7 protein-coding genes are annotated in these 15868 nt (G+C 58.9%); 5 read left to right on the top strand and 2 right to left on the bottom strand.

What is annotated here, in order from left to right; all coding sequences use genetic code 11:
- Nucleotides 1–102 precede the first annotated feature (102 nt).
- The 4 genes from ACA061_RS22115 (at nt 103) to ACA061_RS22100 (ending at nt 6300) form a co-directional block, all read left to right on the top strand.
- Nucleotides 103–732: a LysE family translocator gene (locus tag ACA061_RS22115; protein ID WP_150616360.1), complete on the top strand. Its 630-nt coding sequence runs from the start codon at nt 103–105 to the stop codon at nt 730–732.
- Nucleotides 733–999: 267 nt separating this feature from the next.
- A complete protein-coding gene (locus ACA061_RS22110; RefSeq protein ID WP_497300048.1) occupies nt 1000–2682 on the top strand; it encodes a fatty acid--CoA ligase in 1683 nt (560 codons plus the stop codon).
- Between the two features lie 336 nt (nt 2683–3018).
- Nucleotides 3019–4908: a DUF1302 domain-containing protein gene (locus ACA061_RS22105; protein WP_150605510.1), complete on the top strand. Its 1890-nt coding sequence runs from the start codon at nt 3019–3021 to the stop codon at nt 4906–4908.
- Between the two features lie 27 nt (nt 4909–4935).
- Nucleotides 4936–6300, top strand: a complete 1365-nt coding sequence (locus ACA061_RS22100) for a DUF1329 domain-containing protein (protein ID WP_150605511.1) — start codon at nt 4936–4938, stop codon at nt 6298–6300.
- On the opposite strand, the gene ACA061_RS22095 is transcribed toward ACA061_RS22100, so the two are convergent.
- Nucleotides 6263–6541, bottom strand: a complete 279-nt coding sequence (locus tag ACA061_RS22095) for a hypothetical protein (RefSeq protein WP_497300047.1) — start codon at nt 6539–6541, stop codon at nt 6263–6265. The genes ACA061_RS22100 and ACA061_RS22095 overlap by 38 nt on opposite strands.
- 71 nt (nt 6542–6612) lie before the next feature.
- Between ACA061_RS22095 and ACA061_RS22090 the strand changes: the two genes are divergently transcribed.
- Nucleotides 6613–9345 (top strand): winged helix-turn-helix domain-containing protein, encoded by a 2733-nt coding sequence (locus tag ACA061_RS22090; protein WP_497300046.1) that lies wholly within the window; start codon nt 6613–6615, stop codon nt 9343–9345.
- Nucleotides 9346–9430: 85 nt separating this feature from the next.
- Here the strand turns inward: ACA061_RS22090 and ACA061_RS22085 are convergent, their stop codons facing one another.
- Entirely contained in the window at nt 9431–15721 is a 6291-nt protein-coding gene (locus ACA061_RS22085; protein WP_497300045.1) for a matrixin family metalloprotease, read from the bottom strand.
- Nucleotides 15722–15868: the final 147 nt, after the last annotated feature.

Here is a 15868-nt window from a genome sequence, read left to right as displayed (position 1 = left end):
CAACAGTTTTGGGGCTGCTTCGCATCCCATCGGGGATAAATCCCCTCGCCACAGGGTTAAGGTCGCTCGAGAATAATTTTTAACCTTTAAAAAGGAGCCCCCATGTACTGGACCGAGTTCTTGACCGTTGCGCTGATCCACCTGCTGGCCGTCGCCAGCCCCGGCCCGGACTTTGCCGTGGTCGTGCGCGAGAGCGTCACCCACGGAAGACGCGCCGGCACCTGGACGGCGCTGGGTGTGGGCACGGCGATTTTCCTGCATGTGGGCTATTCGCTGCTGGGCATCGGTTTGATCGTGTCGCAGTCGATTGTGCTGTTCAACGCACTGAAATGGGCGGCTGCGGCGTACCTGCTGTACATCGGCTTCAAGGCCTTGCGTGCGCAACCGGCAAAAACCGTCACCGATGACCTGCACAAGGAAGCGGGTGAGCGCACCGCCCGTGGTGCGTTCACTTCGGGCTTCGTCACCAATGGCCTTAATCCGAAAGCCACGCTGTTCTTCCTGTCGTTGTTCACCGTGGTGATCAACCCGCACACGCCGCTGGCGGTGCAGGCCGGTTACGGCGTTTACCTCGCCGTCGCGACCGCTTTCTGGTTCTGCCTGGTGGCCATGCTGTTCAGTCAGCAACGCGTACGCGCCGGTTTCGCCCGCATGGGCCACTGGTTCGATCGCACCATGGGCGCGGTGCTGATCGCCCTCGGTGTGAAAATCGCGTTCACCGAAATGCATTGATCGGCTGGCCCTAGCCGACTCCCCATGTAGGAGCTGCCGAAGGCTGCGATCTTTTGATCTGTTTTTGAGAGACTAGATCAAAAGATCGCAGCCTTCGGCAGCTCCTACAGTTGTTACCTTCCACTTCCCTCGAATCGGCAAATGCTGGCGCAAAGCTAGCATTTGTACGGCTCTGCAAATCATTCCTTTGGCTGATTTGGCTGGCGTATAAGGGTTTTAGAGTACAAATCTCTACGCCAACACCGAGCCGTCAGAAAAGGGATTCTTATGTTGCAGACTCGCGTCATTCCCCCAGCCGATGGGGCCTACCAGTATCCATTGCTGATCAAGCGGCTGCTGATGTCCGGTGCCCGTTACGAGAAAACCCGCGAGATCATCTACCGTGACCAGTTGCGCTACAGCTACCCGACCCTGATCGAGCGCGTGGCGCGGCTGGCCAACGTGCTGACGGTTGCGGGCGTCAAGGCCGGTGACACCGTGGCGGTGATGGACTGGGACAGTCACCGTTACCTGGAATGCATGTTTGCCGTTCCGATGATCGGCGCGGTGATCCACACCATCAACGTGCGCCTGTCACCGGAACAGATCCTCTACACCATGAACCACGCCGAGGACCGCTTTGTGCTGGTCAACAGCGAGTTCGTCGGCTTGTACCAGGCGATCGCGCCGCACCTGACCACGGTCGAGAAAACCCTGCTGCTGACCGATCTGCCGGAAAAAACCGCCGAGCTGCCGAATCTGGTGGGCGAGTATGAGCAACTGCTGGCCGCCGCCAGCCCGCAGTACAACTTTGCGGACTTCGACGAAAACTCGGTCGCCACCACGTTCTATACAACTGGCACCACCGGCAACCCGAAAGGCGTGTACTTCACCCATCGGCAACTGGTGCTGCACACCATGGGCGTGTCGACGATCATGGGCTCCATCGACAGCGTGCGCCTGCTCGGCACCAACGACGTCTATATGCCGATCACGCCGATGTTCCATGTACACGCGTGGGGCCTGCCTTACGTGGCGACCATGCTCGGGCTCAAACAGGTTTATCCGGGGCGCTATGATCCGGAGTTTCTGGTGGAACTGTGGCGCAAAGAGAAAGTCACGTTCTCCCATTGCGTGCCGACCATCCTGCAAATGCTGCTCAACGCCAAAGGTGCGCAGGACACCGATTTCGGCGGCTGGAAAATCGTCATCGGCGGCAGCGCACTCAACCGTACCTTGTACGAAACCGCCAAGGCTCGCGGCATTCAACTGACCGCCGCTTATGGCATGTCCGAGACCGGGCCATTGGTGTCGTGCGCGCACCTCAACGATGAGCTGATGGCCGGCACCGAAGATGAGCGCACCACCTATCGAATCAAGGCTGGTGTGCCGGGGCCACTGGTAGAAGCCGCAATCGTTGATGCCGACGGCAACTTCCTCCCGGCCGATGGCGAAACCCAGGGCGAGCTGGTGCTGCGTGCGCCGTGGCTGACCGAAGGTTATTTCAACGAACCGCAAAAAGGCGCCGAACTGTGGGCCGGCGGCTGGCTGCACACCGGCGACGTCGCGACGCTCGACAGTATGGGCGTGATCGACATCCGTGACCGGATCAAGGACGTGATCAAGACCGGCGGCGAATGGATTTCCTCGCTGGACCTCGAAGACCTGATCAGCCGTCACGTCGCGGTACGCGAAGTAGCAGTGGTGGGCATCGCCGATCCGCAGTGGGGCGAGCGCCCGTTTGCCTTGCTGGTGATCCGCGAAGGGCACGAAATCGGGGCGCGCGAGCTCAAGGAACACCTCAAGCCATTCGTGGAGTTGGGGCACCTGAGCAAGTGGGCGATTCCAAGCCAGATCGCTCTTGTTACCGAAATTCCCAAGACCAGCGTCGGCAAGCTCGACAAGAAGCGCATCCGCCTCGACATCACTGAATGGCAGGCCAATAACAGCACCTTCCTCTCGACACTTTAGCGTCTGCTGGCGCGCCGAAAATGGCGCGCCAGACCCGCCAAGCAAGCGCTTGCCTTGTGAAATCGAAAATTTCAGCCATCCTTGCCATGCCGACACGTGTCGGACTGGCGAAAGGACTGTTCCAGAGTGGTCGGCAGCTGCAAATCACACTTTAGAGGGATCAAGCTCTACAACCTGCTGGCTATAGTCCACTCAAGGATTTTTAAGAACGTGGCACACGCACAAAACGGGGCGATGCATCTTTGGAGTGACGTCGGACAGCCTTTGGCATCCGGTCCTCCAGACGTTTTTAAAAGTACTCACTGCCATAACAATAATGCACATGGAGTAGCGTCGATGACCTCAGTAAACCAGTTCTGGCGCCGGGCGAAACTGCCTCTGGCAGTCAGTCTTGCTTCCTCGCTCGCCGGGCCTGCATTCGGCGTCAGTTTCAACGTTGGTGAAATCGAAGGTCAGTTCGATTCATCCCTGTCGATCGGCGCAAGTTGGTCTACCCAGAGCCCGAACAAGAACCTCATCGGCGTCAACAATGGCGGTCACGGTCTGTCGCAGACTTCTGACGATGGCCACGCCAACTTCAAGAGCGGCGAAACCTTTTCGAAGATCTTCAAGGGCATTCATGACCTTGAATTGAAATATGGCGACACTGGTGTGTTCGTCCGTGGCAAATACTGGTACGACTTCGAACTCAAGGATGAAAGCCGTCAGTTCAAGGACATCAGTGACAACAACCGCAAGGAAGGCGCCAAGTCCTCCGGTGGGCAGATCCTCGACGCCTTCGTCTACCACAACTACGCCATCGCCGATCAGCCGGGCTCGGTGCGTCTGGGCAAGCAGGTGGTGAGCTGGGGTGAAAGTACCTTCATCGGTGGCGGCATCAACTCGATCAACCCGATCGACGTGTCTGCTTTCCGCCGTCCAGGTGCCGAGATCAAGGAAGGCCTGATCCCGGTCAACATGTTCTACGTGTCTCAGAGCCTGACCGACAACCTGTCGGCCGAAGCCTTCTACCAGCTCGAATGGGACCAGACCGTCGTCGATAACTGCGGCACTTTCTTCTCGCAGCCGGACATTGTCGCGGACGGTTGCAACGACAACCTGCGCGTGCTGAACAAGCGTTCGACTATTCCGGCCGTTGCACTGGGGCCGTTGGCCGCCAACGGCGTCGATGTCAATCAGGAAGGCGTTCTGGTGCGCCGTGGTCCGGACCGCGATGCCCGTGACAGCGGTCAGTGGGGCGCGTCCCTGAAGTACATGTTCGAGCCTCTGGATACCGAGTTTGGCGCGTACTTCATGAACTACCACAGCCGTGCGCCGATCTTCAGCGCCACCGGTGCGCCACAGTCGGTCTACAACACCGCAGCGTCTTTGCCTGGGCCGTTCGCTGCTCTCGCACCACTGCTGGTGGCGGGCAACTCGAATTACTTTATTGAATACCCTGAGGACATTCGCCTCTACGGCCTGAGCTTCTCCACCACCCTGCCTACCGGTACGGCGTGGAGCGGTGAAATCAGCTATCGCCCGAATGCTCCAGTACAACTGAACTCCACCGACATCCTGTTCGCCGGTGTTCGTCCGCTGGGCGGCGCGCTGACCAACGCTTCGCTGCTCAATGGCGTTCCTGGTCAGGACCTGCACGGCTATGAGCGCAAGGAAATCACCCAACTGCAAACGACCTTCACGCACTTCTTCGATCAGGTCATGGGCGCCAGCCGTCTGACCCTCGTTGGTGAAGCGGGCATGACCTACGTCGGCGGTCTGGAAAGCCGTTCCGACAAGCGTTATGGCCGGGATCCGGTTTATGGTCCGGGTGAGTTGCCGGCCACTGGCGCTATCAATACCTGCGCCAACATTCTCAACGCCAGCACCATCAATGGTGCAGGGCCGGGTTCGCCACAGAACAACCGCAGCCGCAATTGCGACAACGACGGCTTCACCACATCGATGTCGTGGGGCTATCGCGGTCGGGCCATCTGGGATTACAACGACGTCTTCGCCGGTGTGAACCTCAAGCCGAACGTGGCCTGGTCCCATGACGTCAGCGGCTACTCGCCTGGCCCTGGCGGCAACTTCGAAGAAGGTCGCAAAGCGGTCAGTCTGGGCGTCGATGCCGAGTACCAGAACACCTACACCGCGAGCCTGGCTTACACCAACTTCTTCGACGGCAAGTACACCACCGTGGATGACCGCGACTTCGTTGCGCTCAGCTTCGGCGTGAACTTCTAAGCACTGCATTTCAGGACGAACGAATTTATGAAAATAACAAAAAGTCTGTTCCACGCGGGTGTTCTGGGTCTGTCGCTGCTGGCGACCGGCGTCATGGCCGCAGTGCCTGCTGGCGAAGCGGACAAGCTGGGCAAGAGTCTGACCCCGATGGGCGCAGAAATGGCGGGCAACGCCGATGGTTCTATCCCGGCCTGGAAGCCGTTGGCGAAGAATGCCGGCACGGTCGACGCGCGTGGCTTCCTGTCCAACCCTTACGCCAGTGAGCAACCGCTGTTCACCATCACTGCCAAGGATGTCGACAAGTACAAGGACAAACTTGCGCCGGGCCAGTACGCGATGTTCAAGCGCTACCCGGAAACCTTCAAGATGCCGGTCTACCCGTCGCATCGCGGCGCTACCGTGCCGGATGAGGTGTTCGCCTCCATCAAGAAAAACGCCACCACCACCACGTTGGTGTCGGGCGGCAACGGTCTGGAAAACTTCGAAACGGCTGTGCCGTTCCCGATTCCGAAAACCGGCGTCGAAGTCATCTGGAACCACATCACCCGCTATCGTGGTGGCAGCGTGACGCGTCTGGTGACCCAGGCCACACCGCAACCGAACGGTTCGTACAGCCTGGTGTACTTCCAGGATCAGTTCGTGTTCCGCGACAAGATGAAGGACTACGATCCGGCGAACCCTGGCAACATCCTGTTCTACTTCAAGCAGAAAGTGACCGCGCCGGCACGTCTGGCCGGTGGTGTGCTACTGGTGCACGAAACCCTCGACCAGGTTAAAGAGCCACGTTCGGCGTGGGTCTACAACGCCGGTCAGCGCCGGGTGCGCCGCGCACCGCAAGTGTCCTATGACGGCCCGGGTACTGCGGCGGACGGTCTGCGTACTTCCGACAACCTGGATATGTTCAACGGCGCGCCGGATCGCTATGACTGGAAGCTCGAAGGCAAGAAAGAGATGTACATCGCCTCCGACAGCTACAAACTCGACGATCCGAAACTGAAATACGCCGACATCATCAAGGCCGGCCACATCAACCAGGATCTGGCGCGTTACGAGCTGCGCCGCGTCTGGCACGTGGTTGCGACCCTGAAAGAAGGTCAGCGCCATATCTACGCCAAACGTGACTTCTACATCGACGAGGACACCTGGCAAGCAGCGGTCATCGACCATTACGACGGTCGTGGTCAGCTGTGGCGTGTGGCCGAGGCGCATGCCGAGAACTACTACGACAAGCAAGTGCCGTGGTACGCCCTGGAAACCCTCTACGACCTGCAATCCGGCCGCTACCTGGCGCTGGGCATGAAGAACGAAGAGAAGAGTGCGTATGACTTCGGCTTCACCGCGACCACCAGCGACTTCACCCCGGCCGCTCTGCGTCAGGAAGGTGTTCGTTAAACCGCTGTAAACCCGAGGCCGCATCCTCGTGAAAACGCCCCGACTGGTTCGGGGCGTTTTTTTTTTGCTGATCATTTTTGCAGCGCTTTGTGTAGGAGCTGCCGAAGGCTGCGATCTTTTGATCCTGCTGTTGATTCTGAAACTCCAACGTCAAAAGATCGTAGCCTTTGGCAGCTCCTACAGGATTTGGCGTGGAGGTCCTTGTAGCCTTTTTGTAGCCATTTGTAGCAGCTACCTTCATAACCGGTTCGTTTAAGGCTAGTCTGCGGACATCTGCAACGCCGCCAACAGCAATTCGAACAAGAGCCGGCCATGACTGATCTGTCCCCACTTCCGGGTCCCGCAAGCGTTGCCGTCGCGGCACTGGACGGGCGTTTTTTTCGCCCGCCGCTGCCTGACGGGCACGTATTGCGACCACGCCTTTGCGAGCGCCTGCAAGCAGGACTCGGTGGACGGCTGTTGCTGGTCAGCGCCCCCGCAGGCTTCGGCAAGAGTTCGCTGGCCGTGGAGTTTTGCCAAAGTCTGCCGGTGCATTGGCAAAGTCTCTGGCTGGGCCTGAGCCCACGGGACAGCGACCCCGGTCGCTTTCTCGAGCGCTTGCTCGAAGGCCTGCAGGACTACTTTCCACAATTGGGCAGCCGCGCACTCGGCCTGCTGAAGATGCGCCAACGCCACCAGCCGTTTGCCTTTGAAGAATGGCTCGACGGCTTGCTTGATGAACTGGCGCAGCACCTTGATCCGGCGACACCCTTGTTGCTGGTGCTCGACGATTACCATCTTGCCCAAGGCCCGGTGCTCGACCGTTGCCTGCAGTTTTTCCTCAATCACTTGCCCGAGGGGTTGCTGGTGATGGTCACCAGTCGGCAGCGCCCTGACTGGCACCTGGCGCGCTTGCGACTGTCGCGGCAATTGCTGGAACTGCACGAGCAGGATTTGCGCCTGACCCACGACGAAGCCCTGACATTGCTCGATCGCCACAGCACTTCACTGCGCGGCGAAGCGTTGGAAAACCTCATCCAGCGCAGCGAAGGCTGGGTCGCCGGACTGCGTTTCTGGCTGCTGGCAGCATCTGAAGCCGGCAGTGAAGCAGCGTTGCCGCAAGCGTTGAATGGCGGGGAAGGGCTGATCCGCGACTATCTGCTCGAAGAAGTCATCGATTGCCTGCCCATCGAAGTGCAATCGTTTCTCTACGACACGGCACCGCAGGAGCGCTTTTGCAGCGAACTGTGCGATGCCGTCCGCGAAGCCCATGACAGTGCCGAGATCCTGCGTTTCCTGCAGGCGCATCAGGTGTTTCTGGTGCCGCTGGATGAGCACGGGCACTGGTATCGCTATCACCATTTGTTTTCCGACTTGTTGCGCAGTCGCCCGGTTGCTCAGGCCATGGTGCCCACCGCAACATTGCATTTGCGCGCCTGTCGCTGGTTCAACGCTCAGGGTCTGCTCGACGAAGCGGTGGAGCAGGCGTTGCGTGCCGGCCATCTGGATGTGGCGGCGAATCTGGTGCAGAACCTGTCGGAGGAGCAACTGCTGGCCGAGCAGAATGTCGGCATGCTGCTGCGCTGGAAAATGGACTTGCCCGACAGCTTGCTGATCAGCACGCCGCGCTTGATCGTGCTGTACAGCTGGGCCCTGGGGCTAGCCTGTCAGCTCGACGCGGCCGAAGAATTGTCCAGCCATCTGAGCCGCTTTCTGCCGGCGCCATCGGCCACGGCGCAAAAGTCGATGCTGGCGCAATGGCTGGCGTTGAGCGGGATCATCGCGCGCGGACGCGGTCATCGCGAGTTGACGCTCAAGTACTGCAGCGAAGCGCTCGAAAGCCTGCCGGCCAAGCGCTACGGCCAGCGGCTGATGTGCTTGTCGACGTTATCCAACCTGGCGATTGCCGACGGTGATCTGTGGCGCGCGCGGGGATTGAATCGTGAGTCCCTTGAGTTGGCGCAACGCGTCGGTAATCCGTTATTCGAAGCACTGGCGCATTACGATCGCGCCCGCGTTCTGCAGGCTCGCGGTGAAATTCAGCGTTCGCTCGATGAAGTCCATCAGGGCCTGGAACGGTTGCGCGGACTTTCCCCGCAGCGCCTGTATGCCGTGCGCGCGCGACTGACGCTGTACGAAGGTTTTCTATTGGCGATGCGCTTGCAGCCGCAGCTCGCACGCGTGCGGTTATTGGCCGGGCTCAGTGAAGCTCGGGCCTGTCGTGACATCAGCGTGTTGATCGGTCACTGCGTGATCGCCCGCCTGGACGGTGCCAGTGGCGAATTCGCCAAAGCCTTCGCCGAACTCGCCGAAGCCGAACGCCTGATGCACATCTGGGACGTGCCACCGATCTACTATCTGGCGATGATCACCCTGGTCAAATGTGAACTGTGGCTGGCGCAGGGCCGCACCGATCTGGCCGAAGCCTGGCTCGCGCGGTTGGGCCAGACTTATACGGGCGAACGTGCAGCGGCGCCGCCGGAATTTCATCCACAGCTGCCTTTGCATGTCGAACTGCAACAGGCACTGCTCGATGTCATTCAGGGGCAACCGATGCTCGCCGAGGGGCGCTTGAACGTATTGCACGAAAACGGCCAGCAAACCGGGCGCCAGTTGCTCAGTGTGATGGCGTTGACGCAGAAGGTGGCGTTGCTGTTGGCGAACGGGCGCGAAGCGGAGGCGCGTAAAGCGCTGAATCTGGCGCTGGAGGCTGCGGCCGGGGGCGTGCTGCAACCGTTCGATGCTTTGGTCAAAGGGCACGAGGACTGGTTGCGCGGACAATTGCTGACCTCGCCAACGCTGGCAGGACAGCAACTGCTGCAACACTTTCCGCCAGCGACATCCCGTCCGGCGGTGGAATCGAGCACGACCGAACAGCTCAGCAGTCGTGAACTGGCGGTACTGCGGCTGATCGCGCAAGGTTGTTCGAACCAGGAAATCAGCGAGCAGTTGTTCATTTCGCTGCACACGGTGAAAACCCATGCCAGCCACATCAACAGCAAGCTAGGGGTTGAGCGGCGTACACAGGCAGTGGCGCGGGCCAAGGCGTTGGGGGTGTTGGTCTGAGGGATAAAGAGCACGAACAAAAAACACCCCGCCCTGGCGGGGTATTGTCATTTGCGTATTTCGATTCGCAGCAAGAGCGAAAAGGTCAGACCAATACGTCGTTCGCGGTGAGAGAGTTCACACCCACCATTTGCACCTCGAAGTAACCCCCTAGGATTTCGCTCAAGTTGCCCGACAGGACCTGATCCGCAAAGCGCAGTTGTCCGGTTCCGGTGAATTCATTTGAGCCAATGAACGTCAGGTGTTGGTAGCCAAGCGCCATCGGATCAATATCGAAACTGGAGAAATCGATCTTGTCCCCTTCCAACGCGTTGAAGTCGTTAACGACGTTATGCGAACGGCCTGTGCCTGTTTCGAGTCCCATCACGATCATATTGGTGAAGGCAAAGGTGTCGGCCCCGGTACCACCGACCAACGTGGTATTTCCCGATCCGCCATATAGAGTGTCGTTACCTTCTGCACCGTACAGCGTGTCGGTACCATTATTACCCATGAGTATGTTGTTGCCGGAGTTGCCGGTCAGGACGTTATCGAGATTGTTGCCTGTCAGGCGCAAGTCTGCGTTGCCGAGCATAGTACCGTCTTCGACGTTTTCCGCGAGGAAGTAGTCGACAGTAGTCCGAATAAGGTCGTGACCGCCATTGAGGGGAAATTCAAACACCAAGTCATTGACGTTATCCACGATGAAGATATCGTCGCCGCCCTCACCAATCATGCGGTCAGCACCGAGCCCGCCCGAGAGAATATTGTTGCCTTCGTTGCCGCGCAATACGTTATCAAGTGCGTTACCAGTGAGATTCAGGTTGGCGTTGCCAATCATCTGGCCATCATCGACGTTATCCGCCAGTGTGTAGTCGATACTGGTGTTGACGGTATCAATCCCTTCGTCGGCGAGTTCAATGACAACATCATTGATATTGTCCACGTTGTAGGAGTCGTTGCCAGCGCCGCCAATCATGGTGTCGGCACCTAGTCCGCCGTCGATATGGTTGATGCCGGAATTACCCCTGATCACGTTGTTCAACGCATTGCCGGTCAACACCGAGTGGTCATTGCCAACCATCGTCAGGTCCTCGATGTTGGCCGACAGGGTGTAGCTGGAACTGGTTTTGATCAGGTCATGACCTTCACCGATCTGTTCGATCACCACATCCTGGTAGTTATCCACGATGTAAGTGTCATCACCAGCGCCACCGATCATGGTGTCAGCGCCGAGGCCGCCGTTGAGCGTGTTGGCTGCGGCGTTGCCGGTCAGCGTGTTGTTCAGTGTGTTGCCGTTACCGTTGATGGCCGTGCCGGTCAGCACCAGGTTTTCCAGGTTGGCGCCCAGGGTCCAGTCGATCGAGGCGCGTACGGTGTCGATTTCGCCCGCCAGAGTGCTGGTTTCAACCACGCTGTCGAAGACGTTGTCGACGATGTAGGTGTCGTTGCCCAGACCCCCGGTCAGGACGTCGGCACCCAGGCCACCGTCGAGGACGTTATCGCCATCGTTGCCGATGATGCTGTTGTTCATCGAGTTGCCCGAGCCATTGAGATTGGCATTGCCGGTCAGTACGAGGTTTTCCAGATTGGCGCCCAGGGTCCAGTTGACCGAAGAGCGTACGGTGTCGATTTCGCCCGCCAGTGTGCTGGTTTCAATCGTGCTGTCGTAGACGTTATCGACGATATAGGTATCGTTGCCCAGACCGCCAATCATGGTGTCGCCACCAAGACGGCCGTCCAGCACGTTATCGCCGCCGTTACCGATGAGGGTGTTGTTTGTCCAGTTGCCGGTGCCGTTGATGGCGTTGCCGATCAGGATCAGTTGCTCGACGTTGGCCCCGAGGGTGTAGTCGATGGAGGAGAACACCTGATCGATTGCGGTCAGCGACGTATCGGTCTCGATGACGACATCGCCGATGTTGTCGACGTAGTAGGTGTCGACGCCGTCGCCGCCGATCATGGTGTCAGCGCCGAGGCCGCCGTTGAGCGTGTTGGCTGCGGCGTTGCCGGTCAGCGTGTTGTTCAGTGTGTTGCCGTTACCGTTGATGGCCGTGCCGGTCAGCACCAGGTTTTCCAGATTGGCGCCCAGGGTCCAGTCCACCGAAGAACGCACGGTGTCGATTTCACTGATCAGGGTGCTGTTTTCACTCACGTTGTCGTAGATGTTGTCGACGATGTAGGTGTCGTTGCCCAGACCGCCGACCAAACTATCGGCACCCAGGCCACCGTCGAGGACGTTATCGCCATCGTTGCCGATGATGCCGTTGTTCACCGAGTTGCCTGTGCCGTTGAGGTTGGCATTGCCGGTCAGTGTGAGGTTTTCCAGGTTGGCGCCCAGGGTCCAGTCAATCGAGGCGCGTACGGTGTCGATTTCGCCCGCCAGTGTGCTGGTTTCAATCGTGCTGTCGTAGACGTTATCGACGATATAGGTGTCGTTGCCGAGACCGCCAATCATGGTGTCGCCACCAAGACGGCCGTCTAGCACGTTATCGCCGCCGTTACCGATGAGGGTGTTGTTTGTCCAGTTGCCGGTGCCGTTGATGGCGTTGCCGATCAGGATCAGTTGCTCGACGTTGGCCCCGAGGGTGTAGTCGATGGAGGAGAACACCTGATCGATTGCGGTCAGCGACGTGTCGGTCTCGATGACGACATCGCCGATGTTGTCGACGTAGTAGGTGTCGACGCCGTCGCCGCCGATCATGGTGTCAGCGCCGAGGCCGCCGTTGAGCGTGTTGGCTGCGGCGTTGCCGGTCAGCGTGTTGTTCAGTGTGTTGCCGTTACCGTTGATGGCCGTGCCGGTCAGCACCAGGTTTTCCAGGTTGGCGCCCAGGGTCCAGTCGATCGAGGCGCGTACGGTGTCGATTTCGCCCGCCAGAGTGCTGGTTTCAACCACGCTGTCGAAGACGTTGTCGACGATGTAGGTGTCGTTGCCCAGACCCCCGGTCAGGACGTCGGCACCCAGGCCACCGTCGAGGACGTTATCGCCATCGTTGCCGATGATGCTGTTGTTCATCGAGTTGCCCGAGCCATTGAGATTGGCATTGCCGGTCAGTACGAGGTTTTCCAGATTGGCGCCCAGGGTCCAGTTGACCGAAGAGCGCACGGTGTCGATTTCGCCCGCCAGTGTGCTGGTTTCAATCGTGCTGTCGTAGACGTTATCGACGATGTAGGTGTCGTTGCCCAGACCGCCAATCATGGTGTCGCCACCAAGGCGGCCGTCCAGCACGTTATCGGCGCCGTTACCGATGAGGGTGTTGTTTGTCCAGTTGCCGGTCGCGTTGATGGCGTTGCCGATCAGGATCAGTTGCTCGACGTTGGCCCCGAGGGTGTAGTCGATGGAGGAGAACACCTGATCGAGTGCGGTCAGCGATGTGTCGGTCTCGATGACGACATCGCCGATGTTGTCGACGTAGTAAGTGTCGACGCCGTCGCCGCCGATCATGGTGTCAGCGCCGAGGCCGCCGTTGAGCGTGTTGGCTGCGGCGTTGCCGGTCAGCGTGTTGTTCAGTGTGTTGCCGTTACCGTTGATGGCTGTGCCGGTCAGCACCAGGTTTTCCAGGTTGGCGCCCAGGGTCCAGTCGATCGAGGCGCGTACGGTGTCGATTTCGCCCGCCAGAGTGCTGGTTTCAACCACGCTGTCGAAGATGTTGTCGACGATGTAAGTGTCGTTGCCCAGACCGCCAATCATGGTGTCGCCACCAAGGCGGCCGTCTAGCACGTTATCGCCGCCGTTACCGATGAGGGTGTTGTTTGTCCAGTTGCCGGTGCCGTTGATGGCGTTGCCGATCAGGATCAGTTGCTCGACGTTGGCCCCGAGGGTGTAGTCGATGGAGGAGAACACCTGATCGATTGCGGTCAGCGACGTATCGGTCTCGATGACGACATCGCCGATGTTGTCGACGTAGTAGGTGTCGACGCCGTCGCCGCCGATCATGGTGTCAGCGCCGAGGCCGCCGTTGAGCGTGTTGGCTGCGGCGTTGCCGGTCAGCGTGTTGTTCAGTGTGTTGCCGTTACCGTTGATGGCCGTGCCGGTCAGCACCAGGTTTTCCAGGTTGGCGCCCAGGGTCCAGTCGATCGAGGCGCGTACGGTGTCGACTTCGCCCGCCAGAGTGCTGGTTTCAACCACGCTGTCGAAGACGTTGTCGACGATGTAGGTGTCGTTGCCCAGACCCCCGGTCAGGACGTCGGCACCCAGGCCACCGTCGAGGACGTTATCGCCATCGTTGCCGATGATGCTGTTGTTCATCGAGTTGCCCGAGCCATTGAGATTGGCATTGCCGGTCAGTACGAGGTTTTCCAGATTGGCGCCCAGGGTCCAGTTGACCGAAGAGCGCACGGTGTCGATTTCGCCCGCCAGTGTGCTGGTTTCAATCGTGCTGTCGTAGACGTTATCGACGATGTAGGTGTCGTTGCCCAGACCGCCAATCATGGTGTCGCCACCAAGGCGGCCGTCCAGCACGTTATCGGCGCCGTTACCGATGAGGGTGTTGTTTGTCCAGTTGCCGGTCGCGTTGATGGCGTTGCCGATCAGGATCAGTTGCTCGACGTTGGCCCCGAGGGTGTAGTCGATGGAGGAGAACACCTGATCGATTGCGGTCAGCGACGTATCGGTCTCGATGACGACATCGCCGATGTTGTCGACGTAGTAGGTGTCGACGCCGTCGCCGCCGATCATGGTGTCAGCGCCGAGGCCGCCGTTGAGCGTGTTGGCTGCGGCGTTGCCGGTCAGCGTGTTGTTCAGTGTGTTGCCGTTACCGTTGATGGCCGTGCCGGTCAGCACCAGGTTTTCCAGATTGGCGCCCAGGGTCCAGTCCACCGAAGAACGCACGGTGTCGATTTCACTGATCAGGGTGCTGTTTTCACTCACGTTGTCGTAGATGTTGTCGACGATGTAGGTGTCGTTGCCCAGACCGCCGACCAAACTATCGGCACCCAGGCCACCGTCGAGGACGTTATCGCCATCGTTGCCGATGATGCCGTTGTTCACCGAGTTGCCTGTGCCGTTGAGGTTGGCATTGCCGGTCAGTGTGAGGTTTTCCAGGTTGGCGCCCAGGGTCCAGTCAATCGAGGCGCGTACGGTGTCGATTTCGCCCGCCAGTGTGCTGGTTTCAATCGTGCTGTCGTAGACGTTATCGACGATATAGGTGTCGTTGCCGAGACCGCCAATCATGGTGTCGCCACCAAGACGGCCGTCTAGCACGTTATCGCCGCCGTTACCGATGAGGGTGTTGTTTGTCCAGTTGCCGGTGCCGTTGATGGCGTTGCCGATCAGGATCAGTTGCTCGACGTTGGCCCCGAGGGTGTAGTCGATGGAGGAGAACACCTGATCGATTGCGGTCAGCGACGTATCGGTCTCGATGACGACATCGCCGATGTTGTCGACGTAGTAGGTGTCGATACCGCCGCCGCCGATCATGGTGTCAGCGCCGAGGCTCCCATTCAGCGTATTGTCCAGTGCGTTACCGGTCAGGATGTCGTTGAAGGCAGAGCCGACCGCATTCTCGATCTTGGCGCCATAGGCAATCGCCAGCCCGTCATTGATAGCTGTCTGGTTGTTGTAATCAATAAAGGCTTTGCCGATCTGGCTGTACGCGCCTTCGTTGAGGTTGATACTGACGGGCGCCAGTTGATTGCTGCCATCAATCGTGTCGTTGCCACCGGCGTCCCAGATGGTCTCGAAAACTGACTGATTAGCTCCCCAGTTGTAGACGGTGTCGCCTGCCTGCCACGCCATATTGGCGCCATACAGACTCTGGATTGCGATGATGTCCAGTACCATCGGCGTGGTCGGCTGATAGGAGTAGTTGCTGTTGTAACTCATCACCGTGAAATGAACATCGTCCAAAGCCGGTGTGAGCAGGGTTTTGTTGGTCGCACTAGTATCGAACGGGTGCTTGAGACCTAGCGCATGCCCGATTTCATGCACGAACGTCATGTAGTCGTAAGTGCCTTTGGCTGGGTTCGGATCATTGGTTTGCGGGCCGACCCACACATCTCCGGCGGTCGGCGTGTTGGCAGGGAAATACGCCCAGGCAGCGGTTTTGTCGTCCATCAACCGGTAGCCGCCGAAACGTAGATCACCCACGTTGGCGAGGTTATCTGTGGTCAGCGTGAAAGTCAGATTGGCGACGGCGCTCCATGAGGCTAGAGAGCTGGTGATGGCAAGCTTCTGTCCGGCAGTCAGCTCGTAAAGTGCGTTGTACTCGTTGTCGGGACTGTAATTAGTGATGAAGTAAGACGTCACCGGCGCCATGAAGCTGTAACTCAGGCTGGTCGGCCCAGACGAGTCCCAGTTTGCTCCCAGCCAGTAGGTTCCGGAAATAAGACTGTCGACCACGGCGTTGCCGGTCAGTGTGGCTGGGAGGCTAAACGAGTAAGTCTGGGGCATCGGCATGCGAAGTATCCTGAGTACGCTGCGGCCCTTCCTGGTGCGACCGCTACAAAAGTGAGATTTTGCAACAGAACATAAATATTTGACATCATTTGGCCACTATTTTTTTATTGGTGGCGTCAAATTACTGACCTGGCGTTCTGTATCGGC

Source organism: Pseudomonas sp. LBUM1668, from assembly GCF_059695715.1.
The sequence above is the reverse complement of the archived record's forward strand: the minus strand, read 5'-3'. Positions and strand labels throughout refer to the sequence as shown.

Bases quoted from the DNA above. Each gene is read 5' to 3' on its own strand.
- ACA061_RS22115 (WP_150616360.1), top strand. From the start codon at position 103: ATGTACTGGACCGAGTTCTTGACCGTTGCGCTGATCCACCTGCTGGCC.
- ACA061_RS22095 (WP_497300047.1), bottom strand. From the start codon at position 6,541: ATGAAGGTAGCTGCTACAAATGGCTACAAAAAGGCTACAAGGACCTCC.
- ACA061_RS22085 (WP_497300045.1), bottom strand. From the start codon at position 15,721: ATGCCGATGCCCCAGACTTACTCGTTTAGCCTCCCAGCCACACTGACC.
- ACA061_RS22100 (WP_150605511.1), top strand. From the start codon at position 4,936: ATGAAAATAACAAAAAGTCTGTTCCACGCGGGTGTTCTGGGTCTGTCG.
- ACA061_RS22110 (WP_497300048.1), top strand. From the start codon at position 1,000: ATGTTGCAGACTCGCGTCATTCCCCCAGCCGATGGGGCCTACCAGTAT.
- ACA061_RS22090 (WP_497300046.1), top strand. From the start codon at position 6,613: ATGACTGATCTGTCCCCACTTCCGGGTCCCGCAAGCGTTGCCGTCGCG.
- ACA061_RS22105 (WP_150605510.1), top strand. From the start codon at position 3,019: ATGACCTCAGTAAACCAGTTCTGGCGCCGGGCGAAACTGCCTCTGGCA.